The organism is Mesorhizobium sp. ISC25 (assembly GCF_042295465.1).
Classification (GTDB): Bacteria; Pseudomonadota; Alphaproteobacteria; order Rhizobiales; family Rhizobiaceae; genus Mesorhizobium.
In genome coordinates this window covers 5,016,909-5,037,571 of record NZ_CP135441.1, presented here as the reverse complement: position 1 = coordinate 5,037,571, position 20,663 = coordinate 5,016,909, and the positions used below count along the sequence as shown (strand labels likewise).

The window sequence follows — 20,663 nt, the reverse complement described above, 5'->3', positions numbered from 1 at the left end:
GTGCTTGCTGGGCGTGCCGAGGCACTGGGAGCGACCAGTAGTTGGCACGTACTCTGTAGATCGCGATCGCGCCCTTCGACAACAGGCACGCTCATTCTGAAGCGGCTGTTGCGCGCAAACCTGCTCGAACTTCCGCGCGGACAGCCTCCGTATGGGCTCCAAGAGCCGGAACTGGTCGCAGTGAGGGCCGATCAGAGTTGAAGATCGCCGCCGGGGCTATCGCCTCTACGGGTCCTTCAGGGGTGCCAATCTCCACCCGGCGAACATGTGGATGCCTTGAAATGTCCGCCACTTCGTTCAGTCGCCCATATGCCAAACCGGCCGCCTCAAGCTCCTGCATCGCTTCGTGGCAGGACAGCTCGGAAAACCGCAGCTCAATTATCTCATCAAGTTGAGGACGGTGGCCGAGGCGCTCCATGTTGTCGGCGAAACCAAGTGCACGCGTGAGCTCAGGCCGCTTCAGGAATTTCTCGCAGAAATTCACCCATTCCCGGTCATTCTGCACGGAAAAGATGACGTCCTTGCCATCGGCGCAGCGATAGGCGCCATAAGGCGCCAGCGAGGGGTGTTTCACGCCCGCGCGTACCGTGTGGTAGCTGCTGTAGTCGTGTTGCAGGACCGGCACGTTCATCCAATCGGCGACGGCATCGAACAGGGACACCTGAATGCTAGCCCCTTCGCCAGTGACCTCGCGATGATACAGCGCCTGAAGTATGGCGCTATGTGCCGTCATGCCTGCCGAGATGTCGCACACCGACACCCCTACCCGTGCCGGCCCCTGCTGCGTACCCGTGATTGCGCACAGACCTGTTTCGGCCTGAACAATGAGATCATACGCCTTGAGGTGAGAAAATGGCCCCCCCTCCCCAAATCCCGAAATGTCGCAGGTGATTAGCCGCGGAAAACGGCGACGCAGATCCGCAGATCCGAAGCCGAGTTTTTCGATGCTGCCTGGCTTCAGATTCTGGATAAAGACGTCGGCAGCAGCAACAAGCGTGTCCAGCACGGCACGGTCCGCCTCCAACCTCAAATCCAGGCAGACTGACTCCTTACCCCGGTTGAGCCAAACGAAGTAAGCGCTTTGCCCCCGCACCAACTTATCGTAATTCCGGGCAAAGTCTCCCTCAGGCCTCTCAACCTTGATCACGCGAGCGCCTGCATCGGCAAGGCGAGACGATGCATACGGTGCAGCAACGGCCTGCTCCACAGCTACGACAGTGATCCCCTCAAGAGAGTTCTGCATGCAACACCGCTCTATTCATCCAACATTTTGTCTTAAGCCCGGCGACGATTCAGCATCGCCAGCAACCGGTTCTGTTCATTGCCCACGATCGAGAATGCCTCGTCGACGCCCATTCCAGGCTTCGCAAGCATCATGTCTGCCTGGGTCGCCACCGATACGTGGACAGAAGCCTGGGCAGAGAGATCTGTCTCGGTACAGCTTCCTCCAACGTACGCGCCTATCTTGTTCTCCTTGCACAGGAGCACGGCACGTGCCGTGTCAGCCAATGAGCCGACATCGGGCGTCTTGATTTGAATGAGATGCGCGGCCTTCGCTCCTGCAAAGAGGCGGATATCCTCAAGCGTGTTGCACCTTTCGTCCACGACAATACGAGCACTAGAACCTCGGTCGTCCAAAATCGATACAATCCGGGCGTAGTTGTCAATTTGGGCTTGCGTCGAACCAAAGTCCGCCGGAGACTCAATGTTGAGCACGAAATCCGGGACGGTATCTGCAACCCTGCAGATAAAGTCGGCGATGCTTTGCAGCTCCAAGCCGATTTCCTGGCCGATCCAGCCATACACATCAAAATGCAGCACCGGATGATAACCCGGGCGGCCGATTTGCCGCGTACGCGTTGCAACCCACGTCACGAACTCCATGAAGGTCTGGCCGCCGACGCCGAATTTCTGCCGTGAGTTGATCAGGCCATGGGGAAGCACATCCACCCCCTTCAGGATCATTTTGTCCACGTTGATTTCGCGAGCATCGCCGCTCTGACAATAAATGGGAACCCTGCGCGTGGGCAGCGGCAATTCAAACTCGGAACATATGACTTCGGCCATGGTCTTGCGCCGGAGATGGGCGGCCGCGGCAAGAAGAGCTTGGCTAACGCCATATTCGAGCGCCAAGGGTAGCCGCATCCCGCGAAAGGGCTCAAAGGCCCTTGCGCAAGCGTCTAGAAAACAAAACGCATCGAGACCGAGAAGCCGAGGCGCTACAGCACGCAAGGTCAAATCCGCAATCTGATCGACATCGAAGAAAGGATCGCGTCCACCAGCACCAGAGTATTGGACGCCCATCATGTCGCCCCAAACAATGACGTCGTCGGACAGAACCAGCCCAATGCTGAGCGAAGATGCCGGAACGCGAATGGACCGGAATCCGGAAGTAGCGGGTTCGCCGGCATACCTAAACCCGTCCTGGATCGCGCCACCGCGAATGGCAGTCTGGTCATCATAGAAAAAAGCGCCGTTCCCGGGCGCGATCAGGATGTCTGTAATCTGCATATTCGGCTCGATTCGTTCTACTGTCAGCACCAGGCCTTTTCGATCCATTGCAGTCCCAACTATGCCTCAGCTACCGCCCTGTTCGCCAATACATAGTCAGGGGCTGAACCATCGCGTTTTTAGATGGCCAACCTCCGTCTCCGGGGAAACGCGCCCGGTCGGCTCCATCGCAGGAAGTGAGGCTTGTGTTGCCCGGTCCTTGGCGACAACCGCCGCTCTTGCTGCGGAGGCAAGCCTGCGGACACCGCTTAGGAAGGCGTTTCCTTGCGTCGAACATCACTCCTGCTCCTCGCGCGGCTTAGCGCGCCGATCCGAGCTTCGATGCCGGCCTGATCACGGCGGCGGGAGTTGTAGTGATAGGTCGACGTGCCGAACTCCAGAAGCCGGCATGCCCGCCGGATCGACACGTTCCACTCATCACACGTCTCCGCTACCAGCTCACGTTTGCGACCAGGCCTCATAGTTTTCGGCGAATGACGTCCTGCAGCATCTCCTTGTCCAAGGAGAGATCGGCCACCAGCTTCCTGAGCTTGCCATTCTCGTCCTCAAGCCGCTTCATCTCGGTCGGCAGCAGTCCGTCGTATTTCTTCTTCCAGTTGAAGTACGTCGCCTGGCTGATCCCCGCCCGACGACAGATCTCCGCGACGGAGATTCCGTCCGATCCCTGCTTCAGAATGAACGCCTTCTGCGCATCTGAGAACTTCGATGCCTTCATTCGTCTTCCGTTCCTCCCAGCCAGGGGATGTTACCGCGGAAAACTCCGCTTTCGAACGATTCAGTTTTCAGGGATCAGAGCAATCAGAGCATTTAATCGCCACGGGTCGTGCTGTTGGGCTCTTTGTGGCTGCCGCTGCAACCATATGGCCGAGACTGCCTGCTTGCCGAAGAAAAGCCGGCTCAGTTCACGACAGGAGCGCGTCGTCAGGCGTGCGAGCGCCGTCAAAAGCTGGCTGGATTTTCCGCTTCCGCCGAGGGCGATCGCGAATGCTATACCTTGCGCGATGGTTTTATTAGCTCGCAGGGGTCAATGCTGAACGCCTCCGCAAGTCGTCCGAGCACGCTGACGCTTGCGGAGACGCGGGCACGCTCGATCGAGCCCACATAGCGCATGCTAAGATCCGCGCGTGCAGCCAACTCTTCCTGCGTCAGATCCTGTTCATGGCGCAAGCGATGCATGTTGATCGCCATGACCTCTTTGAGATCCACAGCGAGATAGGCGCTGAAAAGGAATTATCGTTCTAGGAAGGATCGTTCCTTCTTTACAGTTTGGTCGTCGGTGAAGAAGCTCAGCCAGGCCGCAACCGGCCGGCCGCCACCATCTACTCACATCAAATTGGCAAGACCGAAAATGAAGCCAACATCAAGGACGAAGTCCCCTGGTCGGAAAGCCTCACGAGCTACGACAGGGAGCATTTCACCATTTACCGGCGGATCCTGGACGCCTGTGCCGACAATGCCAGCGTAGAAGAGCTGGCCGATCTCATTCTGGGCATCGATCCGGCTCTTGAGCCAGTGCCGGCGGTTCTGTTGCAAACTTTTCAGTTACGGGGATTACGGCATGGCTTTCCGGTTATCTGCCGGAGGGTTTCAAATGATCAAGGGCCGCCATTTCGACCAGGTATCTGGCCTATGGCTTGAGCCTGCCCGACCTGAAGGATATGATGGCCGAGTGCGGCGTAAGCATTGACCATCTCCATCTCTGGGTCGTTCACTTCTCGCCATTGCTGCTGACGCACTTCAATCGGCGCAAGCGCGCCGTGACCGGCAAGTGGCATGCGGATGAGACGTACATAAAGTCCGTGGCCAGTGGATGCATCTCTATCGCGCCATTACACAGTGTCGGCGACCGTCGCGTCCGCCATGGTCGACCCGATCCCATTGTCAACGACGGCAGCGATGCCGGGCGAGGAACTGGCGCTGATCGGCCCATCAAGTTCGGGTAAGACAACCATTCTGCGCATCCTGATGACGCTCGATCTGCGGCGCGACAATGAAGCTGCGAGCGCGGCTTCTCATCAGAATTGGCGCGCCACACGAATCGATCAACACGGTAATATTAATGGTGAGCAACTCTATCACACGGAGCGTGACGGCATTTGCACCAATGTTGGGTGAAGGTCATCTTACCTGGCGCCACCTGCGCCGGCGTGCGGAGGTAAGGGCCGAAGATTGTCTCTAATCGCCACGGCTCGGAAATGGTGTGATTGACCAACTGATCAATTCGACGGCCCGCTGAAGTGCGACCTCGGTCTCAGCAAGGCTGGGGGAAACGGCGATGACATGTCCGATACCGTCTCGGTAATCGCCTTTCCTGACGATCGGCGTCTTCGGTTCAACATACAGTTTGACCTCGACGACGCCTGATATGGCAGCCGCCCGACTGACGCCATCAATCCAATCGAGGATGCCATCGCGATCAGTATCCAGTATCCGCGTGGCCGCAGTGTACGAGTGCCTTGAGCGCAAATTCGATTCGCCGCCGATGAAGAGCTTGATGTGCTCGGTGACGAGATCGACACCGTAAGCCAGCTGAACCAGTTGAGAATCGAGCGCGCCCGCAAGGCGCGGATTGACTTCAATGACCACTGGGCCAAGCTTCGTCCACCGGAATTCAATGTTCGTTGGCCCCCAGCCAAGGCCGAGAGCTCGCAAAGACTTCAGCGAAACATCGGCGATACGCTCATGCTCGTCATCAATCAGCTCGGCCGGAAAGGTGAACTGACGATAGACAAAATGCGGTGGGGGGCCGAAGTCAGAGGTGGTAATTCCAATGACTTCATTTCCCATTATCTGAGCGGTATAATGGGGACCTTGTGCGAATTCTTCGACCAGTATCCTCGGCGAAGACCGCCATATGTGCTTCCCGCCCAACAGATAGGCGGTATGTTCGGCTAACTCATCGACATTGCGGCACAATCGGACACCGCGGCTGCCGCAGCCTACGGCTGGCTTAAGAATCACCGGCAGGCCGATCGCCGCAGCAGAGCTTTCTACGTCCGTCGCATTCGCTGCCAAGCGATAAGCAGGTACTGCAACGCCGGCCTCCGCGAGGAGCTGACGTTGAGTGAATTTGTCGCAGCATCGTTCAATCGATGCGGGGTTCGGTCCTGGTAGATCGAAATACCGGCAGAGCTTGCCGGCTGTCACGTGGACCGACTCGTCGGCGCCTGTAAAGCCAGTAATGCCAGCAATGTCATAGGTCGCACGCAGCTGGGAACATTCGCGGATCAGCACGTCGAGATTGTCTGTATCGACACGGATTGCCTCAACTCCTTCCACCGCAAGATAGTCGTAACGAGCGGGATCGGCGGACAGGGTAATTGGATGAAGACCAAGACGCTGGGCCGCTTGGACGTATAGGCGACTATTAGTTCCGCCTTCAAGCAGAATGAGAGCTCTTCTTGCCATTGACTCGTTAACCTCTTAGCTGATGCTGTGCGGCGGTCCGAGCATCAGCTTTTTAGGCGTGCCGATCCTCAGACCTGGCAGTGCACTTACCATTTTCAGCGATTTGCGGTCGCAAAGATTCTGCAAATTTAGTTGAAGGTTTCGTTGCAATAGCTGTGCTAAGATGCCGGAGGATTGGTTAGCTGCTGGTCGGGCGGCGAGACTGGGGAATGATCTGTAGCCGTGCATGTGCCGCACGCGGCGCTAGCGACCCCGATGCTCCTCCTCGAGCGTCTTGATGAGGTACGGGCTCTGGTGGATCATCGATAGCCAAAACCCGGGAACAATCCTGCAAGCGATTTGTGGCGTCACAGGAAACGTCTGCCTCACGGTCGGTCTGCTGCCATCGGTGGTGACTCGGACCAGCCGGCCTATGATAGTCGAGGGCTTTCTGAAGAAGCGATTGGCGGCTGGCAGGTCCCGCTGCTCGATGAACCAAAGCGTGACGAGTTGCGAACGCTGACGCTGCCAGCAAAACTCCGCTCGCGCAGGTTGAAGCGCTTCACCGGCAGGGGCAAGAAAGCGGACGACCCAATGGCGGACGGTCGTGTGATCGACCGCAATGCCGCGCTTGAGCTATAACGAATTTGGGTGAAGAGGTGTCGATAGCGAATTAAGTTGTCCGGTTTAGGTAGCACACGAGTTGTCCGCTGCTTCTGCTTTTGTTCTCGCGACCGCCGAGCGGATTCAAGCGGCTTTTTGTCTGTCCACTTCTATTCCATTGTGATCGTAGCGACCCAGACAACGTGGCCCGTGAAAGATGGCATAGGCGCCGTCATGATAGCGGCGCACCTTGACTGTCGCCTTGACGAAATGCGGGCGCAACGGGCTCTCGGGGATTTGCAGCTTCAGCCGATTGAATGAGACGCAATTGTCATTGCCGACCAGGCGCCCTCCTGAATGCACAGGATCTCACCCAGATCGACGCCGGGGATGGCGACAAAGGCTGATCCTTCCTGTTCGGGCTTGACGGCGAAGCGCTTGTTGTGGGCCGGAATATAAACGTCGCGCAGAAAGGCGTTGGCCTCCTCCATGGCGGTGATCCCGGCCAACGCCAACTCTTTCGTCAACCGGTCTTGCAAGGTATGGAAAACCCGCTCCGAACGACCCCGTGCCTGCGGCGAATAAGCCGCGATATGCTCCACGCCAAGGTGAGCCAACGCGCGACCGACTGTGTCAGGTTTGTCCGGTCGATCTTTCCGCCAGCCTGCGTCGTATGGAAATAATGACTGCCTCGATCGGTATAGAGGCTCAACGCCAGGCCATGGCCGCCAAACACCTCCTCCAAAGCCCGAAACGTCGAAGCCGTCCCTTCTTCCTCGGTCAGAAAGCCCGAATAGATCGTGTTCGTCGCATCGTCCATCGTGACGATGAGGTCGAGCGCGGTTGGCCAGCGAGCCAGACGTGGCGCGAGCCATCTTGATGCAGCATCATCCCTGGCAAGGGCCGGCGCGGCCGCTTGCGCCGGTGCGCCCCACGCCTGGATGCCTTGGTCAACAGGCCTTTCGAGTGCAGGAACGCCTTCGTCCAGGTGTAACTCCAGTTGAATTGATGATCGCGCACCAGAAGTTCGTGAAAATGCTTGGCCGTGAACCCGCCGTAACGCGTCCGGTAGAGCGTCTCGACCTCAAACTCCCGGTCCAGCGGAACCCGCTTGCCCGACGCCTTGCCGAGACGGCGGTCCAATAAGCCGGCCTCCCCAGCCTCTTCATACCTGCAGCACCAGCGCCGAAGGGTCCGCTCGCTCAAACCCAGCAACTGCGCCGCCTCCATCTGGTTGAACTCCAGAGCCTCATACCGGCTCAAAACGTCTCGAAACTTGATCATTCGCACACCTTGATTGGCTTCCGACCGGCGCATCCAGACCCCGCAAAAGGTCGAGACCTACTGGACAGATCGTGTGCTACCTAAACCGGACATATCGTGTGCTACCGACACAATTTGGGTTAAGAGGTTGATTAAGTGGAGCTTGCGGCTTATTATTGATGACCTCAATCCCATCCTGGAGCCTGGACCTGCGAGCAGTTTGGGCAACTGACTTTGTCCCTTCAATGTAAGCGAACCTATCGCATTTACAGGAATTTGGGCCTCCAACTGAGGAACAAGACGCCCAAGCGGCGCGTAAAGTCGAAGCTGCGGGAAGATCGCCAGGAGGCCATTGGCTCGAACGACGTCTGGGCGAGGGACTTCGTCCACGATCAGCTCGCCCCCGGCAAGAAGATCCGTGTGCTGACGGTCGTCGACACGTTCTCACGTTACGTGCCGGTGCTCGATCCGCGCTTCAGCTAGCAGCGGGCGGACATGGGCCACCATCGCCACGCTGCTGGCCACCGCCAAGATGAACCAGGTCGATCCGCACGCCTGGCTCACCCAGACCCTCGAGCGCATCGCCAATGGCTGGCCAAACAGCGACGTCGAGGCGCTCATGCCTTGGAACTACCAGCGCTAGACGGCATCAGCTACGCGCTTACTACGGAGCGACAGGAGGCGTGTCATGATGTCTGAGAAGATCAGGCCGCACCATCTGGAGCGCGTCGTGAGAGTCCAATGCTGCGCTCGAATCTCGCATTTGCGATGGGGTGCCCGAAGCGGGTGTTAAATCCTGCAGCAGCGCCGCCAAGCCGCGTAGCGCAGTAAAATCGACATGGGGAGCGGCGCCAACCTGCCAGGCGGCACTAGAGCGGGATGAATTGAGTCTGAATCGAAAGGGGATTCCCGAAGGCGAGCAAATCTGATTCAACCTGCTGGCTGGGTCAGGAGGCCGGCATGGATGGGCAAGCCTTACTCGATGGATCTTCGCACGCGGGTGGTAGCGTCGGTTGAGCAGGAGGGCCTGTCGCGACGTCAGGCCGCAGAGCGCTACGGGGTTGGAATCAGCACGGTCATCCGATGGGTGCGCCGCTTGCGCGAGACGAACAAGCTGACACCCGGCAAGATGGGTGGGCACAGACCGAAGAAGATTGCCGGAGAGCATCGGGAGTGGCTGTTGGTACGCTGCCGGGCGGCGGAGTTCACGCTGCGCGGTCTTGTGGCCGAGCTTGGCGATCACGGCCTGAAGGTCGATTACCGCTCGGTATGGGAGTTCGTTCACGCCGAGAAGCTCAGTCACAAAAAAAGACGCTGATCGCCAGTGAGCAGGATCGCCCCGATGTGGCGCGCCGGCGGGTCCAGTGGGCAAAGCATCAGGACCGCATCGATCCTTCCCGCCTGGTGTTCATCGACGAGACCTGGACCAAGACCAATATGGCGCCGCTCAGAGGATGGGCGCCGCGCTGCGAGAGGATCAAGGCCAAGGTGCCGCACGGTCATTGGAAGACCATGACCTTCTTGGCGGCACTGCGCCACGACCGTGTCGATGCACCATGGCTGATCGACGGACCGATCAACGGCGAGCGTTTCCAGCTCTATGTCGACAAGGTTCTCGCCCCAACCCTCAAGCCCGGTGACATCGTCATCATGTGTGGACGCCCCCGTTGGTGCAAGAAGAATCTTTTCGAAGAGCGCGGAGCGTGGTCGGGTGCTGACATGTGTCCGGCCTCTGTTGCGGCTGTCATATGCCGCGGGCCCGTATGGGAGTTCGCGGAGCGGGTCCAAAACAATCTGGCGCGCTCGAGGCGCGTATCCATGATCTGGTTTTCCCGATCCCGTCTCATTGACCGTAGCGCCATTATCTCCGTTCGACCTTCTCACACTTTGGCGGACCGCCCGGGGAGCGGACTACCCTGCCAGAGCCGGTGCCCTGTAGGTCCCGCCCTTGGCCATCAACGCCCACACGACGCGTGCCGTCCTGTTGGCCAGGGCGACGATCACCAGCATGGGCGGCTTGCGGCTCAGCATCCCAGAGAGCCAAGGATCTGCTGCCGCGCCTTTGCGCATCGCCCAGCGCACGGTCGCGCTGGCCCCGACGATCAGCAGCCGGCGCAAAGTCCGCTCGCCCATTCGGGACGTCTCGCCGAGCTTTTGCTTGCCGCCCGAGGAACGTTGCAGCGGCGTGAGGCCGAGCCATGCCGCGAAGTCCCGGCCTCTCCGGAACGTCCGGGCCGAAGGAGCCAACGCGGCAACGGCAGTTGCGGCAATTGGCCCTATACCGGGAATGGTCATCAATCGCCGGGCTTCCGCATCTTCCTTGGCGCGCCGGGCGATCTCGCGGTTGAGAATGGCCGCTCTCTCATCCAGCGTGCGGAGCTGCTCAACGAGCAGGCATAGAACCGGCCGGACGGCTTCGGGGATGGCGGAATCCTTATCCTCAATCGCCGCGACGAGCTTGGCCACGTAGAAAAGCCCCTGCGCGGCCACCAGCCCGAATTCGGCAAGATGGCCCCGCATCGCGTTGATCGTCTGCGTACGCTGGCGAACCACAAGATCGCGAATGCGGAACACCATGGCCGCCGCCTGCTGCTCTTCGCTCTTTGCCGTTACGAACCGCATGGTCGGTCGTTGTGCGGCTTGTTTAGTCCCGGCATTTGCTGGAGCGGATCGAGTTTGAAGCGTTCCGGTTGTGACGCCCGCGCCTTGCAGATGAACTCGTAGGGCGTAAGGCCTTTGAGGGTCTTGAGCCTGCGACCGAAGTTGTAGGCCGAGATGAAGTCGGCAAGGTGCTGGCGGAGTTGGTCGTGGCTCTCGTAATAGAAACGCCTGACGGTTGCATCCTTGATAGTCCGGTTCATCCTCTCGACCTGGCCGTTGGTCCACGGATGCCTTGCCTTGGTCGTTCGGTGCTCGATGTCGTTCGTGGCGCAAGCGTATTCGAAGGCATGGGCCCAGAAGCGTTCGCCGTTTGCGATGGCCTCCTTGATCAATGGCACGGCCGAACCGCCGGCGCCGGGCGTCGTGAACTGGATACCGTTGTCGGTGAGGACAGTGTGGATCTTGTAGGGCACGGCCGCGATCAGGCGCAGTAGGAAGTCTCTCGATATGGCGGTGGTGGCCTTCTCATGCAGTTCGACGAAGGCGAATTTCGAGGTGCGGTCGATAGCGACGAACATGTGCAGCTTGCCCTGTTCTGTGCGCACCTCGGCGACGTCGATGTGGAAGTAGCCGATCGGATAGCTCTTGAACTTCTTCTTCGCCGGCTTGTCGCCTTCTACGTCCGGCAGGCGGCTGATGCCGTGGCGCTGCAGGCAGCGATGCAGTGATGAGCGCGTCAGGTGTGGGATCGTCGGTTGTAAGGCATAGAGGCAGTCATCGAGTGGCAACAGAGTGTAGCGCCGGAAGGCGACTATGACGGCCTCCTCCTCGGGCAAGAGCACTGTCGATCTAGGCTCTCTCGGACCGGTCGGCAAATCTGCCACCGAGGTCCGTTCCCGCCATTTGGCAACAGTCTTTTGGTTGATCCCGTAGCGCTTCGCCAGCGCCCTCAGGCTCTCTTGACTATGCTGTATCGCTCGACGGACCGCCTCTGTCGTCGTGCGGTCCCATGAAGAACCTGGCCCATAGCGCATCCCTTGATTCGGAGGACAAGGATGCCCCATCAAAATCTGGGATCAAACATCTAGCCGCCCGCTCAAACATCCAGGCAGGTCACTGACTCTCAAGATCTGAGCGGTCGCGCAAGGAGCGCTAGCCATTCTTCAGCCACGACGTAGCCGCCGGATCGAATGCCGCAGACGATGGAAGTACTGGGAGACCGAATATCAGCGGAAACGGCTGTCGGAGAATCCACCGGATGCAGAATGCCGATGAGATCTCCCTGCTTCACTTCATCCATCATCGAGCAGCAAGGTTCGAAGATGCCCGGTCCAAGCGATCTCATTTCATCGGAGGGGCACTGTGTTTGAAGTGTCTGACTGAGCTTCCGTTGACGGAAGGTCGGATACTCGATTCTTCCCTCGATAAGTCCGAGCGAAACGAATGCGTTACGAACTCCAGCTTCGTAGATTGCGAGAGATTCAGAGCTGACATTGCCCCCTCCGAATTCAGCGCAAACAAATACCTTCCCCTGGTTTTGGACAAGGGTATCGAACATTCCAGCCGTACTTGGGTGATCCCACACTAAAGTCAACGGCAATTTGAACGCCTCCGCCATTCTCACCGTCCTGACCATGAGATCGGGATCTGCGATGGGATGCGTCGTGGTCGATGGTGGATATTCCCACGCCGGTCCGAAGCTGTGCAGATCAAACACGGTATCGGCCATCGGCAGCAAAACGCGCGAAACGGCATCCGCGATTCGTTCCGTTACCGAACCATTGGCATTGCCCGGAAACACTCGGTTGAGGTTCAATCCGTCAATCGGCGTATTGCGGCTAAATGCCTGCACCGCCGGCAGATTTAGTACGGGGACGATGATGACCTGTCCACAGGTTTGCGCTTCGGGCAGCCACTCGATAAGCCGTCGCGCGACAAGAGGCCCTTCCAGTTCATTGCCATGGCATCCGCCGGTGACAAGAAGACGCGGTCCAACGCCCTTATTGATACTGAAGACCGGGAGCGAGAGCTCTCCGCAGTCGGCACCTGCCGGGACAACGAGATGCCCTTTGCTCATGCCGGGTTTGTCGAGATCAAACGTAAGATGTGGCGCCTCGCTCATTTTTTAGCCTATTGTGATTATTCAGCGAATTGAAGCTGGGGTTTTGCGTATTTCCAACTTTTAATCCAAGCTACCTTCGATTCGCCAATATAATGTCGCGGACGCTACCATCCCGTTTTCAGATGGCCCGCGCCTACATGGGCCCGTCAGCAGAGGGGATGTCTCGGTCATTGCTGAAATTCTGCAGGGGCGGCGTTGGGAAGCTCCGCCGGCGCGACGAAGCGGCCGGCCAAGGTGAGAGGGCTTGTGAGATTGCGCGCCGCCGAAGGATGCCAGTTGTGAGCGGAACCTGATTGCGCGGGCGGTCGGACAGGCTGCGTCTGCTTCCAGCCTTTTGGGGTGGGCCACGCGTTTGCGTGCCATCGCGTATGGCTCCCGAATGGGGATTCATCAGCGATGTGGCGCACCAGGCATGACCATGAGTTGCGGTCCAAAAGAACTCGGCGGCGCTTGTCCGCATCTATACCTAAATTACAGCTAAATTACGAGGCTGCTGCTGCCCCCATCTATCACGATCGTCGTACCATTGAGATATCTTGCGCGGTCGCCCACGATGATTCCAACCAACTCCGCTAGCTCATCAGCGGTTCCAATACGACCGAAGGGATTGGCACTGGCGACACGGTGAATGGCCGCATCTCGATTCAGGCCTTCATCACTATCAACGCCTCAATCCTCTTGTGGACTCTCCCGGTATCAAAATACCCAGGCGCGACAACATTCACGCGAGCGCCACCTCCCGAAAGCGTGTCATCAAGGTGCTTTGCTAAAACGGCTATTCCGGCGCGCATTACATTCGAAAGGAGTAGGTGGCTCGCGGCAGGAGAAGAGCAAACCACTTCTCGACGACATGCACGCCTGGTTGCTCCGCGAGCGCGACACCCTCTCGCGCTTCCGCGGTCCTGAAGCCAATCAACTACATGCTCATGCGCTGGGGCGACTTCGCCAGCTTCATCGACGACGGCAGAATCTGCCTCAGCAATAACGCGGCGGAAAGAGCGCTACGTGGCATTGCTCTGGGAAGGTGCAACTGGACCTTCGCCGGTTCCCAGCGTGGCGCCGCCGCCGTTATGCTTACCCTCATCACCACGGCACGCCTCAACGACGTCGACCCGAAAGCCTGGCTCGCCGACGTCGTGGCCGCATTGCCGATCTTCCCGCCTCGCGTCTGCACGAACTACTGCCCTGACAATGGAACCGCCTGCGCGAAGCCGACAAGCCCGCCGATCAGCAGGCCGCCTGACCTTCACGCAAGTCCATCATAGAGCCCGCCGCGGCCACGCGCGCGTGCTAATCATGCGGCCTTCGTCGTATGCGTACGATAGGTCGCAACCTTGACGCCAACCACTGTCATCAAGGCCACCAAGGCACTGGGCGCCGATGCCCAGAGTTTTACGCGTGAGGTTAAGTCTGAGAATTGGTTGGTGTCGAACAGAGGAACGCGTCCGCCGGACCAGAATACTGGATGCTTATAATGTCACCCCAGACAGCGAAGCCATCGGCCAGGACAAGCCCGACGCAGATAGCAGCCTGATTGTCATAGAAAAATGCGCCCTTGCCAGGCGCTAACAAGACATCTTCGATCTGCATTTCGTTTCGCTCGGGTTGTTCCAAATGCGTTAGCCGCCTGGCCAACAATACGTCACTTGCCAACGAGTTCGCCAATGCAGATGGAGGCACTTGCCGCCGTCAAAGGTCTCTCGGAGACGATGCTGAGTCCTGAATTCCAGTTTCGCCGGTGTGAAGAATGGACCAATCAAGCCGTCTGACATACCGAAGGACTCACGAACGTGCTTCATCGCCGCAGTCGTGGATCGAGCGCATCTCTGAGGCCGTCGCCGATATAAGCGACGCTGAGGACTGTGAGCGAAATCGCAATCCCCGGCCACAGCACTAGTTGCGGGTAAACCTGCATCTGTCCCATCCCGTCATAGAGCAGCCGCCCCCAGGTCGGGAAATCTGGCGGAAAGCCTAAACCGAGAAACGACAGCACGCTTTCCGTGATAATGGCGTCGGCGATGCCGAGAGTGGCCGAGACAATGATCGGCGACATGACGTTGGGCAGCACATGCCGAAAGATGATCCGATGCGGCGGGGTGCCGATGCTGCGCGAAGCCAATACGAATTCGCGCTGCTTTACGGCCAACACCTCGCCCCGCACGATGCGCGCCGTGCCCATCCAGCTCATCACGCCGATGATCGACACGATTAGGATGAAACTCCCCAGATCGGGTCCGAGAACGCTTGCCACCGCATCGCGGAACAGCATCACTGCGACTAATAGCAATGGGAGCACCGGCAATGACAAACAGAGTTCGGTGAGCCGCATCAGCGGCCCATCAAGGGATTTGAAGTAACCGGTAAGGACACCGACAAGCGTGCCGATACAAATAGAGATGACCATCGCCGTCAGGCCGACGGCGATCGATATGCGACCGCCTGTCATCATCCGCGCCAGTAAATCGCGCCCAAGCTGGTCAGTGCCCAACGGATGGCCCCAGCTTGGTCCCGCGTTCATAGTCGTGAAGTCGATATAGGTAGGGCTTACGCGCCAAACGAAGGGGACGAAGAGGACACCTACGACAATCAGGAAGAAGACGGCCGCCCCGGCGAGCGCGCCCTTGTGGGTCTTGAACTGGTCCCAGACGTCCCACCGCTGATTGCGCGACGGTGCCTCGATCAACACAGGGTCCACGTCGGCGACGGGATCGGTAGTTGGCGTTTGCAAAACAAACGCCTCGGCAACTTCTTTCGGCTCGTGGTAGCTAAGCAGATTAGTCATAGCGAATCCTGGGATCGAGTACGCCGTAGAGCAGATCGGCAATCAGGTTGAAGACGACGATCAGCACAGCGAAGATGAAGGCCAATGTCTGCACCATCGGCACGTCGTTGGCGGAGATGGCGGTAATCAGGAGCTCGCCGATTCCGTTGACCTTGAATATCTGCTCGGTGACGATGGCGCCGCCGAAGATGCTTGGCAGCCCGAGCGCGATGATAGTGACCACCGGGATCATCGAATTGCGCAACACATGGATGAAAACGACCACATGCTCTCCCATTCCCTTGGCACGAGCCGTGCGGACGTAGTCCTGGCCGAGATTGTCGAGCATTGACGACCGCAGATAGCGGCTGATGTAAGCCGTGGTCTGAACAGCTAGCACCATCACCGGCATGGCCATTTGCCGGAGTTGCTCGAGAAAACTGCCCCAGTTGTCCACGACGAGATTGGTGTTGTAGATCGTCGGAAGCCAGTCGAGATACACGGCGAAGATCAGAATCGCCAGAACGCCCGAGAAGAAAGACGGTACGGCAAGGCCGAACATCGAAAAGAAAGTGCCGATCTGATCGAACACAGAATATTGCTTGTAGGCCGAGACGATGCCGATCGGCAGAGCAATCAGCACACCGACGATATAGGCGAGGCCGACGACTACCAAGGTTTGAGGAAGGCGTTCGGCGATAATGCTGAAGACCGGGCCGCGCGATTGCCAGGAGATGATGCGCTGTACACCGTCCGAAAAGTGCGTTCCGAAAAGAACGTCGAAGCCATGCAACGGCTCGATTACGAAGAACTGCTTCAGCCAAAGAAGATACTGGACGAACAGCGGCCCGTCGATGCCAAGAGCGGCGCGCATCTTTGTGCGCACTTCAGGCGGAAGGGAAGGGGGCAACTGCGATAACGGATCGCCAGGCGCCATTTTGAGCAGCGAGAAGATCACGAGGCTTATTAATAACAGGGTCGGGATCGCGATAAGCAGTCGTCGGATGGCATAGTTGAGCATGCGCCGTACCTATTGCTGCCGGCCGCGGAAATAGTGCCCGCGGCCGGTGTGGAAATGGAAGCCGAGCACCCTTACAAGAACACGCAGGCTCTCATTTTTTGCGATACCAGTCCTGAGCGTTCCCCAACTCGGAATCCCAAGCGTTCGGGATAGTGCCGCCCAGCGTATTGGAAATCGCCGAGACGACTCCGCGCCAGACCAGTGGCATGATCGCGTAACTGTCCGTTAGAATGGTATCGAGTTTTTTGACTATCTCGCCGCGCTTCTGGATATCAGCGGTCTTGCCGAGTTCTGTCACGAGCGCGTCGTAGTTCGTGTCGCAGTAGCGCGGGGTGTTCGTGCCTGGAGAGCCCGGCTGCGGAACCCGGCTACAGGTGTAGGCTTCGACATATGCGCCGGGATCGGTACCGTCAAAGTAGTCGGCCCACATCTGGGCGTCGGCGTAGAAGTTCGTGTACGTTTCCGGATTGCTCGGATCGCTGCCGAAGAAGACCGAAGCGTCGACGCTCTTGAGCTCTACCTCAACGCCTATCTCGTGCCACCACTGCTTGATGATCGCCTGGAACTGGTTGCGCACGGCGTTGGTCGTGGTCACGAAAGTGAGGTTCAGCTTTTCGCCGTCCTTCTCCCGGATGCCATCGGGCCCCTGCTTCCAGCCCGCCTCGTCAAGAAGCCTTTTGGCGTCCGGGATGTCCTGCTCCAGGCAGCCCGTACTGCCGGCGGCGAAGGTCGGCGGCGCCGGAACGAAGTCGCAGGTGGGCTTGCCCATGGAGCCGTAGCCGATCTCGCTCAACCTCACGCGGTCTAGCGCCATCGACAGAGCCTTGCGCACGCGAACGTCGCTGAGAATCGGGTGTGGATGTTTGGCTGTCGAACGCTCCTCCGGCGGGAGGCTGGGCGAGGGATCGGTTAGGTTCATGAAGAGGAATTCGACTTGCGCCCCGAAGGCCACCGCCACCTTGCCCTTGTCCCCTTTCTCCATCTCGCTTAGCACGTCCGGAGCGAGCTGCAAGTTTATGGCGTAGTCATATTCGCCCGTCTGCAGCACGGCACGGGCCGCCCCGAGCGCATCGCCGCCGCCCTTGATGTCGACCTCGGCGAAAGCGGGCTTGTTCGGATCGCGGTAGTTCGGGTTGGCCTTTAGCTGGATCGCGTCATTCGGCTTGAAACTGGTGACGACAAACGGCCCGGTGCCGACCGGATAGAAATTGGCTTCGGTGCAGGTCTGGGCCTTTGCGCCGAGGCAGTCGGCGAACTGGTTGGCCTGGATAATCGGAGACGCCTTCCCGACAAAGAGGGTATAGGGGACTCCCGTCGGCTCCTTGAACGTCACTTTAACGGTCAGATCATCCAGCGCCTCGACCTTGTCGACACCCTGGAATCTAGCTGTTGAGCAGCCAACCTTTGGGTCCATACAGTAGTTGGCGGTGAAAACCACGTCCTTCGAGGTGACCGGCGAACCGTCGGACCATTTGAGGCCTGGCCTCAGCTTCCAGGTGATCGACTTGAGGTCCTTGGCGACGCCGCCGTTTTCGACGGTCGGGATCTCCGCGGCAAGCCGCGGGAAAAGCTCACCATTCTCGTCATAACCGGCTAGCGGCTCAAGCACTAGCGAGGCAGGAATGGTCTCCTTGTCGCCTTGCGCGAGGTAAGAGTTCATCATCGACGGCGCCTGCCAATTCAGGATCTTGACGGCGCCGTCTGTGCCGCGTCCGGCAAATGCAGACGATGCGGCTAGGGTCGCTACCATCCCCCCTGCTAGAAGTGATTTTAATCTTAACATTCTGTTGTTCTCCTCTTTTTTTAACCTCGGCCTGGCTTATTCTGGCCTTTTGCCCCACGCCTAAATCCGTCCTCGTGGTGAATCACGGACGCGTTAGTGAAACCTTTCTGCGAGGGACCTCGCTTCCACTGCTTCACTCGGCCCTGTGGCAAGCGACCCAGCGCTCTCCGGCCAGCTTTCGCCAAGCCGGTTGCTCTACCGCGCACCTGTCGAACGCGACCGGGCAGCGGGTGCGAAATCGACACCCCGAAGGCGGATTGGCCGGGCTCGGTACATCGCCCTTGAGGACGATGCGCTGCCGAGCTCGCTCTACCCTTGGATCCGGCACCGGGACCGCAGAGAGCAATGCTTTCGTGTAGGGATGCATTGGGTCTTTGTAGATGAGGTCGCGCGGTGCGAGTTCCATCACCTTGCCCAGATACATCACCGCGACATCGTCACAGAGGTGACGAACCATTGAAAGGTCGTGACTGATAAAGAGGTATGTCAGCGAGAACTGCTCCTGGATGTCTTTGAGGAGATTGACCACCTGAGCTTGGATGGAGACATCCAAGGCGGAGATCGGCTCGTCGCAGACAATGAAGTCCGGATTGAGTGCGAGCGCCCGGGCGATGCCAATGCGTTGGCGCTGGCCGCCGGAGAATTCATGCGGGTAGCGGTTGGCGAATTTCGGGTTGAGGCCCACTGAATCGAGCAACTCGCGGATTCGCCTCTCCTTTTCCGTGCCTTTTAGCACAGCGTGCTCATTGAGCGGTTCAGCGATGATCGAGCCGACGGTCATGCGCGGATTGAGGCAGGCCTGCGGATCCTGGAAGATCATCTGCATGCGCGCGCGCATGCGGCGCAGCTTGTTGCCCCCGATGTGCGTGATGTCTTGTCCATCAAATTCGATGCGGCCGCCGGTGGGGTCGTAAAGGCGCAGGATAACGCGCCCCGTCGTCGTCTTGCCGCAGCCGCTCTCGCCAACCAGGCCCAGCGTTCGGCCTCGCCTGACTTCCAAATTCACGCCGTCCACCGCTCTGATGCTGCCTGCCTGCCGCCCGAAGACACCCCGATAGGTCGGGAAATGCAAGGTCAGGTTACTGATACGGAGAAGGACGTCGTCGTCGCCGGCCTGTCCATCTCTGGCGAGGATGCTGGGCTCAGAAATCATCGCGCGGCCTCCCCCTGGTTACGTCCCACCAGCACGCCGCATCGTGAGCTTGGCTAACAGGCATCAGCGGCGGCCTTTCGCTGAGACACCGGTCGAAAGCATGCGGACATCTGGGCGCAAAGGGACAGCTAGTCGGAAAGACGGTGAGATGGGGCGGCTGGCCGCCAACGCTCTTCAGTCGCTCCTGCCCCGACATATTGGCCCGCGGCAAGGTTTCCAGAAGCGCGCGCGTATACGGATGACTGGGATTTGCGTAGAGATCGTTGACAGCGGCGCATTCGACAACAAGTCCGCCATACATGACCATCACCCGATCGGCGATCCCGGCTACCACACCGAGATCATGTGTGATCCAGATGATGCTCATGCCGATTTCCTGGCGCAGCTTCTGCATGAGGTCCAGGATCTGGGCCTGAATCGTCACGTCGAGGGCGGTCGTCGGCTCATCGGCGATAAGCACCTTTGGGTCACAGGCTAACGCAATGGCGATCATCACCCGCTGGCGCATCCCACCGGAGAACTGGTGCGGATAGTCGTCTATCCTGTCCTGCGGCGAGGGAATGCCGACCCGCGAGAGAAGCTCGATCGCACGCTTGCGCGCCTCGCTACGGCTGAGACCGAAATGCTTGCGCAACGGCTCCATCAACTGGTAGCCTACCGTGAAGACCGGGTTGAGCGATGTCATCGGGTCCTGGAAGATGAACCCAACCTCGCCGCCGCGGACATTTCGCATTTCGCTCGGGTTAAGCGACAAAAGATCCCGGTCCCCGAGACGCACCCTTCCAGACACGATTTCGGCAGGCGGCGTTGGCAGGAGCTTCATGAGCGACATCATCGTAACGCTCTTGCCAGAGCCGCTTTCACCGACGACGCCAAGCAGTTCGCCGGGATTAAGTTCAAAGCTGACGCCGTTAACGGCGTGGATCGTGGTTCCGCGGGTCCTAAAAACAATCCGCAGGTCCGACACCTGCAAGACCGGCGCGTCGTTTATTCTGTGTGATGTCCGACCCACTAAAGCTACCCCTCGTTTCACCGAACGCCCTCAATGTGTCCCGGATAGCTCGGCCAGTGCCTTCTCAAGCTGGACCACGTGCGTTTCACGCAGAACTGGCAACTGAATGAATCGGCAATCCCTCCCTTTTCTTTCGATTCTGACGAGGCTTCCTTTTCCATTATGGCGGGATGAATTCTATTATGGCGGGACAAGCGAACTCTACTCGCTTTCGTTGATAATCAACGGCCGGCCGGATTACGTCAATTATAGTTTGTATAATGTTGTTATCTAGAAGCGAGATGGGTCAAACTGGATAAGTGCGATTGGGTGACTTTGAGCGCGCCGCTGATGCGGTTCGCTCTTGGTGATTGCGGTTGAGAGTTCGTCCCGGATATGGTGATGGGCTTCCCCGGTTTCGTTTCTAGTGACAAGGATCCGCGATCGATCGAAAGCGGGCAGCTCAG

14 protein-coding genes and 8 pseudogenes are annotated in these 20,663 nt (G+C 58.7%); 6 read left to right on the top strand and 16 right to left on the bottom strand.

Annotated features, from left to right (window positions below; all coding sequences use genetic code 11):
- Positions 1-91: 91 nt before the first annotated feature.
- The 4 genes and pseudogenes from RQ479_RS24745 to RQ479_RS24730 form a co-directional block, all read right to left on the bottom strand.
- Complete coding sequence (locus RQ479_RS24745) at positions 92-1,243, bottom strand: CaiB/BaiF CoA transferase family protein (protein ID WP_376702827.1); 1,152 nt, start codon at positions 1,241-1,243, stop codon at positions 92-94.
- Positions 1,244-1,275: 32 nt separating this feature from the next.
- On the bottom strand, positions 1,276-2,511 hold the full coding sequence (locus RQ479_RS24740) for a methylaspartate ammonia-lyase (protein ID WP_127395343.1): 1,236 nt from the start codon (positions 2,509-2,511) through the stop codon (positions 1,276-1,278).
- A 266-nt stretch (positions 2,512-2,777) separates the two neighbouring features.
- A pseudogene (locus tag RQ479_RS24735) lies at positions 2,778-3,226 on the bottom strand (transposase); the annotation flags it as partial.
- 272 nt (positions 3,227-3,498) lie between these two features.
- Positions 3,499-3,717, bottom strand: a complete 219-nt coding sequence (locus RQ479_RS24730; RefSeq protein WP_128289274.1) for a helix-turn-helix domain-containing protein — start codon at positions 3,715-3,717, stop codon at positions 3,499-3,501.
- Between the two features lie 385 nt (positions 3,718-4,102).
- Between RQ479_RS24730 and RQ479_RS24725 the strand changes: the two are divergent.
- Both RQ479_RS24725 and RQ479_RS24720 read left to right on the top strand, forming a co-directional pair.
- Positions 4,103-4,418, top strand: a pseudogene (locus RQ479_RS24725) (DDE-type integrase/transposase/recombinase); the annotation flags it as partial.
- The gene (locus RQ479_RS24720) at positions 4,372-4,626 is read left to right on the top strand and encodes a hypothetical protein (protein ID WP_245486708.1); all 255 of its coding nucleotides are present in this window, start codon (positions 4,372-4,374) and stop codon (positions 4,624-4,626) included. The pseudogene RQ479_RS24725 and the gene RQ479_RS24720, both read left to right, overlap by 47 nt.
- A 60-nt stretch (positions 4,627-4,686) precedes the next feature.
- Here the strand turns inward: RQ479_RS24720 and RQ479_RS24715 are convergent, their stop codons facing one another.
- The 3 genes from RQ479_RS24715 to RQ479_RS24705 form a co-directional block, all read right to left on the bottom strand.
- A complete protein-coding gene (locus RQ479_RS24715; RefSeq protein ID WP_128289273.1) occupies positions 4,687-5,919 on the bottom strand; it encodes an acetyl-CoA carboxylase biotin carboxylase subunit family protein in 1,233 nt (410 codons plus the stop codon).
- Between the two features lie 887 nt (positions 5,920-6,806).
- A complete protein-coding gene (locus tag RQ479_RS24710) occupies positions 6,807-7,103 on the bottom strand; it encodes a hypothetical protein (protein WP_206622065.1) in 297 nt (98 codons plus the stop codon).
- Between the two features lie 178 nt (positions 7,104-7,281).
- A complete protein-coding gene (locus RQ479_RS24705) occupies positions 7,282-7,785 on the bottom strand; it encodes a helix-turn-helix domain-containing protein (protein ID WP_164895722.1) in 504 nt (167 codons plus the stop codon).
- Between the two features lie 228 nt (positions 7,786-8,013).
- On the opposite strand from RQ479_RS24705, the pseudogene RQ479_RS24700 reads away from it, so the two are divergent.
- From RQ479_RS24700 to RQ479_RS24690, 3 pseudogenes are all read left to right on the top strand, one after another.
- Positions 8,014-8,244, top strand: a pseudogene (locus RQ479_RS24700) (IS3 family transposase); the annotation flags it as partial.
- A pseudogene (locus tag RQ479_RS24695) lies at positions 8,240-8,407 on the top strand (transposase domain-containing protein); the annotation flags it as partial. The pseudogenes RQ479_RS24700 and RQ479_RS24695, both read left to right, overlap by 5 nt.
- Before the next feature lie 321 nt (positions 8,408-8,728).
- Positions 8,729-9,417, top strand: a pseudogene (locus RQ479_RS24690) (IS630 family transposase); the annotation flags it as partial.
- Positions 9,418-9,675: 258 nt separating this feature from the next.
- On the opposite strand, the pseudogene RQ479_RS24685 reads toward RQ479_RS24690, so the two are convergent.
- From RQ479_RS24685 to RQ479_RS24670, 4 genes and pseudogenes are all read right to left on the bottom strand, one after another.
- Positions 9,676-10,407 (bottom strand): annotated as a pseudogene (locus RQ479_RS24685) (IS110 family transposase); the annotation flags it as partial.
- A pseudogene (locus RQ479_RS24680) lies at positions 10,374-11,392 on the bottom strand (IS481 family transposase). The pseudogenes RQ479_RS24680 and RQ479_RS24685, both read right to left, overlap by 34 nt.
- 96 nt (positions 11,393-11,488) lie before the next feature.
- Positions 11,489-12,487 (bottom strand): succinylglutamate desuccinylase/aspartoacylase family protein, encoded by a 999-nt coding sequence (locus tag RQ479_RS24675; protein WP_127396987.1) that lies wholly within the window; start codon positions 12,485-12,487, stop codon positions 11,489-11,491.
- Between the two features lie 477 nt (positions 12,488-12,964).
- On the bottom strand, positions 12,965-13,081 hold the full coding sequence (locus RQ479_RS24670; RefSeq protein WP_376706011.1) for a hypothetical protein: 117 nt from the start codon (positions 13,079-13,081) through the stop codon (positions 12,965-12,967).
- A gap of 223 nt (positions 13,082-13,304) precedes the next feature.
- Between RQ479_RS24670 and RQ479_RS24665 the strand changes: the two are divergent.
- Positions 13,305-13,676: pseudogene (locus RQ479_RS24665) on the top strand (transposase); the annotation flags it as partial.
- A gap of 606 nt (positions 13,677-14,282) precedes the next feature.
- On the opposite strand, the gene RQ479_RS24660 reads toward RQ479_RS24665, so the two are convergent.
- The 5 genes from RQ479_RS24660 to RQ479_RS24640 form a co-directional block, all read right to left on the bottom strand.
- The gene (locus RQ479_RS24660; RefSeq protein ID WP_128288309.1) at positions 14,283-15,269 is read right to left on the bottom strand and encodes an ABC transporter permease; all 987 of its coding nucleotides are present in this window, start codon (positions 15,267-15,269) and stop codon (positions 14,283-14,285) included.
- Positions 15,262-16,269 (bottom strand): ABC transporter permease, encoded by a 1,008-nt coding sequence (locus RQ479_RS24655; protein WP_128288310.1) that lies wholly within the window; start codon positions 16,267-16,269, stop codon positions 15,262-15,264. The genes RQ479_RS24660 and RQ479_RS24655 overlap by 8 nt, the downstream gene beginning before the upstream one ends.
- A 91-nt stretch (positions 16,270-16,360) precedes the next feature.
- Positions 16,361-18,052, bottom strand: a complete 1,692-nt coding sequence (locus RQ479_RS24650; RefSeq protein WP_128288311.1) for a peptide ABC transporter substrate-binding protein — start codon at positions 18,050-18,052, stop codon at positions 16,361-16,363.
- A 133-nt stretch (positions 18,053-18,185) separates the two neighbouring features.
- Positions 18,186-19,205, bottom strand: a complete 1,020-nt coding sequence (locus RQ479_RS24645; RefSeq protein WP_128288312.1) for an ABC transporter ATP-binding protein — start codon at positions 19,203-19,205, stop codon at positions 18,186-18,188.
- Entirely contained in the window at positions 19,195-20,172 is a 978-nt protein-coding gene (locus tag RQ479_RS24640) for an ABC transporter ATP-binding protein (RefSeq protein ID WP_245486589.1), read from the bottom strand. Before RQ479_RS24640 ends, RQ479_RS24645 begins: the two co-directional genes overlap by 11 nt.
- Positions 20,173-20,663: the final 491 nt, after the last annotated feature.

Excerpts from the sequence above, each read along its gene's own strand:
- RQ479_RS24705 (WP_164895722.1), bottom strand. The coding sequence starts at position 7,785 with ATGATCAAGTTTCGAGACGTTTTGAGCCGGTATGAGGCTCTGGAGTTC.
- RQ479_RS24650 (WP_128288311.1), bottom strand. The coding sequence starts at position 18,052 with ATGTTAAGATTAAAATCACTTCTAGCAGGGGGGATGGTAGCGACCCTA.
- RQ479_RS24645 (WP_128288312.1), bottom strand. The coding sequence starts at position 19,205 with ATGATTTCTGAGCCCAGCATCCTCGCCAGAGATGGACAGGCCGGCGAC.
- RQ479_RS24675 (WP_127396987.1), bottom strand. The coding sequence starts at position 12,487 with ATGAGCGAGGCGCCACATCTTACGTTTGATCTCGACAAACCCGGCATG.
- RQ479_RS24660 (WP_128288309.1), bottom strand. The coding sequence starts at position 15,269 with ATGACTAATCTGCTTAGCTACCACGAGCCGAAAGAAGTTGCCGAGGCG.
- RQ479_RS24740 (WP_127395343.1), bottom strand. The coding sequence starts at position 2,511 with ATGCAGATTACAGACATCCTGATCGCGCCCGGGAACGGCGCTTTTTTC.
- RQ479_RS24745 (WP_376702827.1), bottom strand. The coding sequence starts at position 1,243 with ATGCAGAACTCTCTTGAGGGGATCACTGTCGTAGCTGTGGAGCAGGCC.
- RQ479_RS24715 (WP_128289273.1), bottom strand. The coding sequence starts at position 5,919 with ATGGCAAGAAGAGCTCTCATTCTGCTTGAAGGCGGAACTAATAGTCGC.
- RQ479_RS24655 (WP_128288310.1), bottom strand. The coding sequence starts at position 16,269 with ATGCTCAACTATGCCATCCGACGACTGCTTATCGCGATCCCGACCCTG.
- RQ479_RS24720 (WP_245486708.1), top strand. The coding sequence starts at position 4,372 with ATGGTCGACCCGATCCCATTGTCAACGACGGCAGCGATGCCGGGCGAG.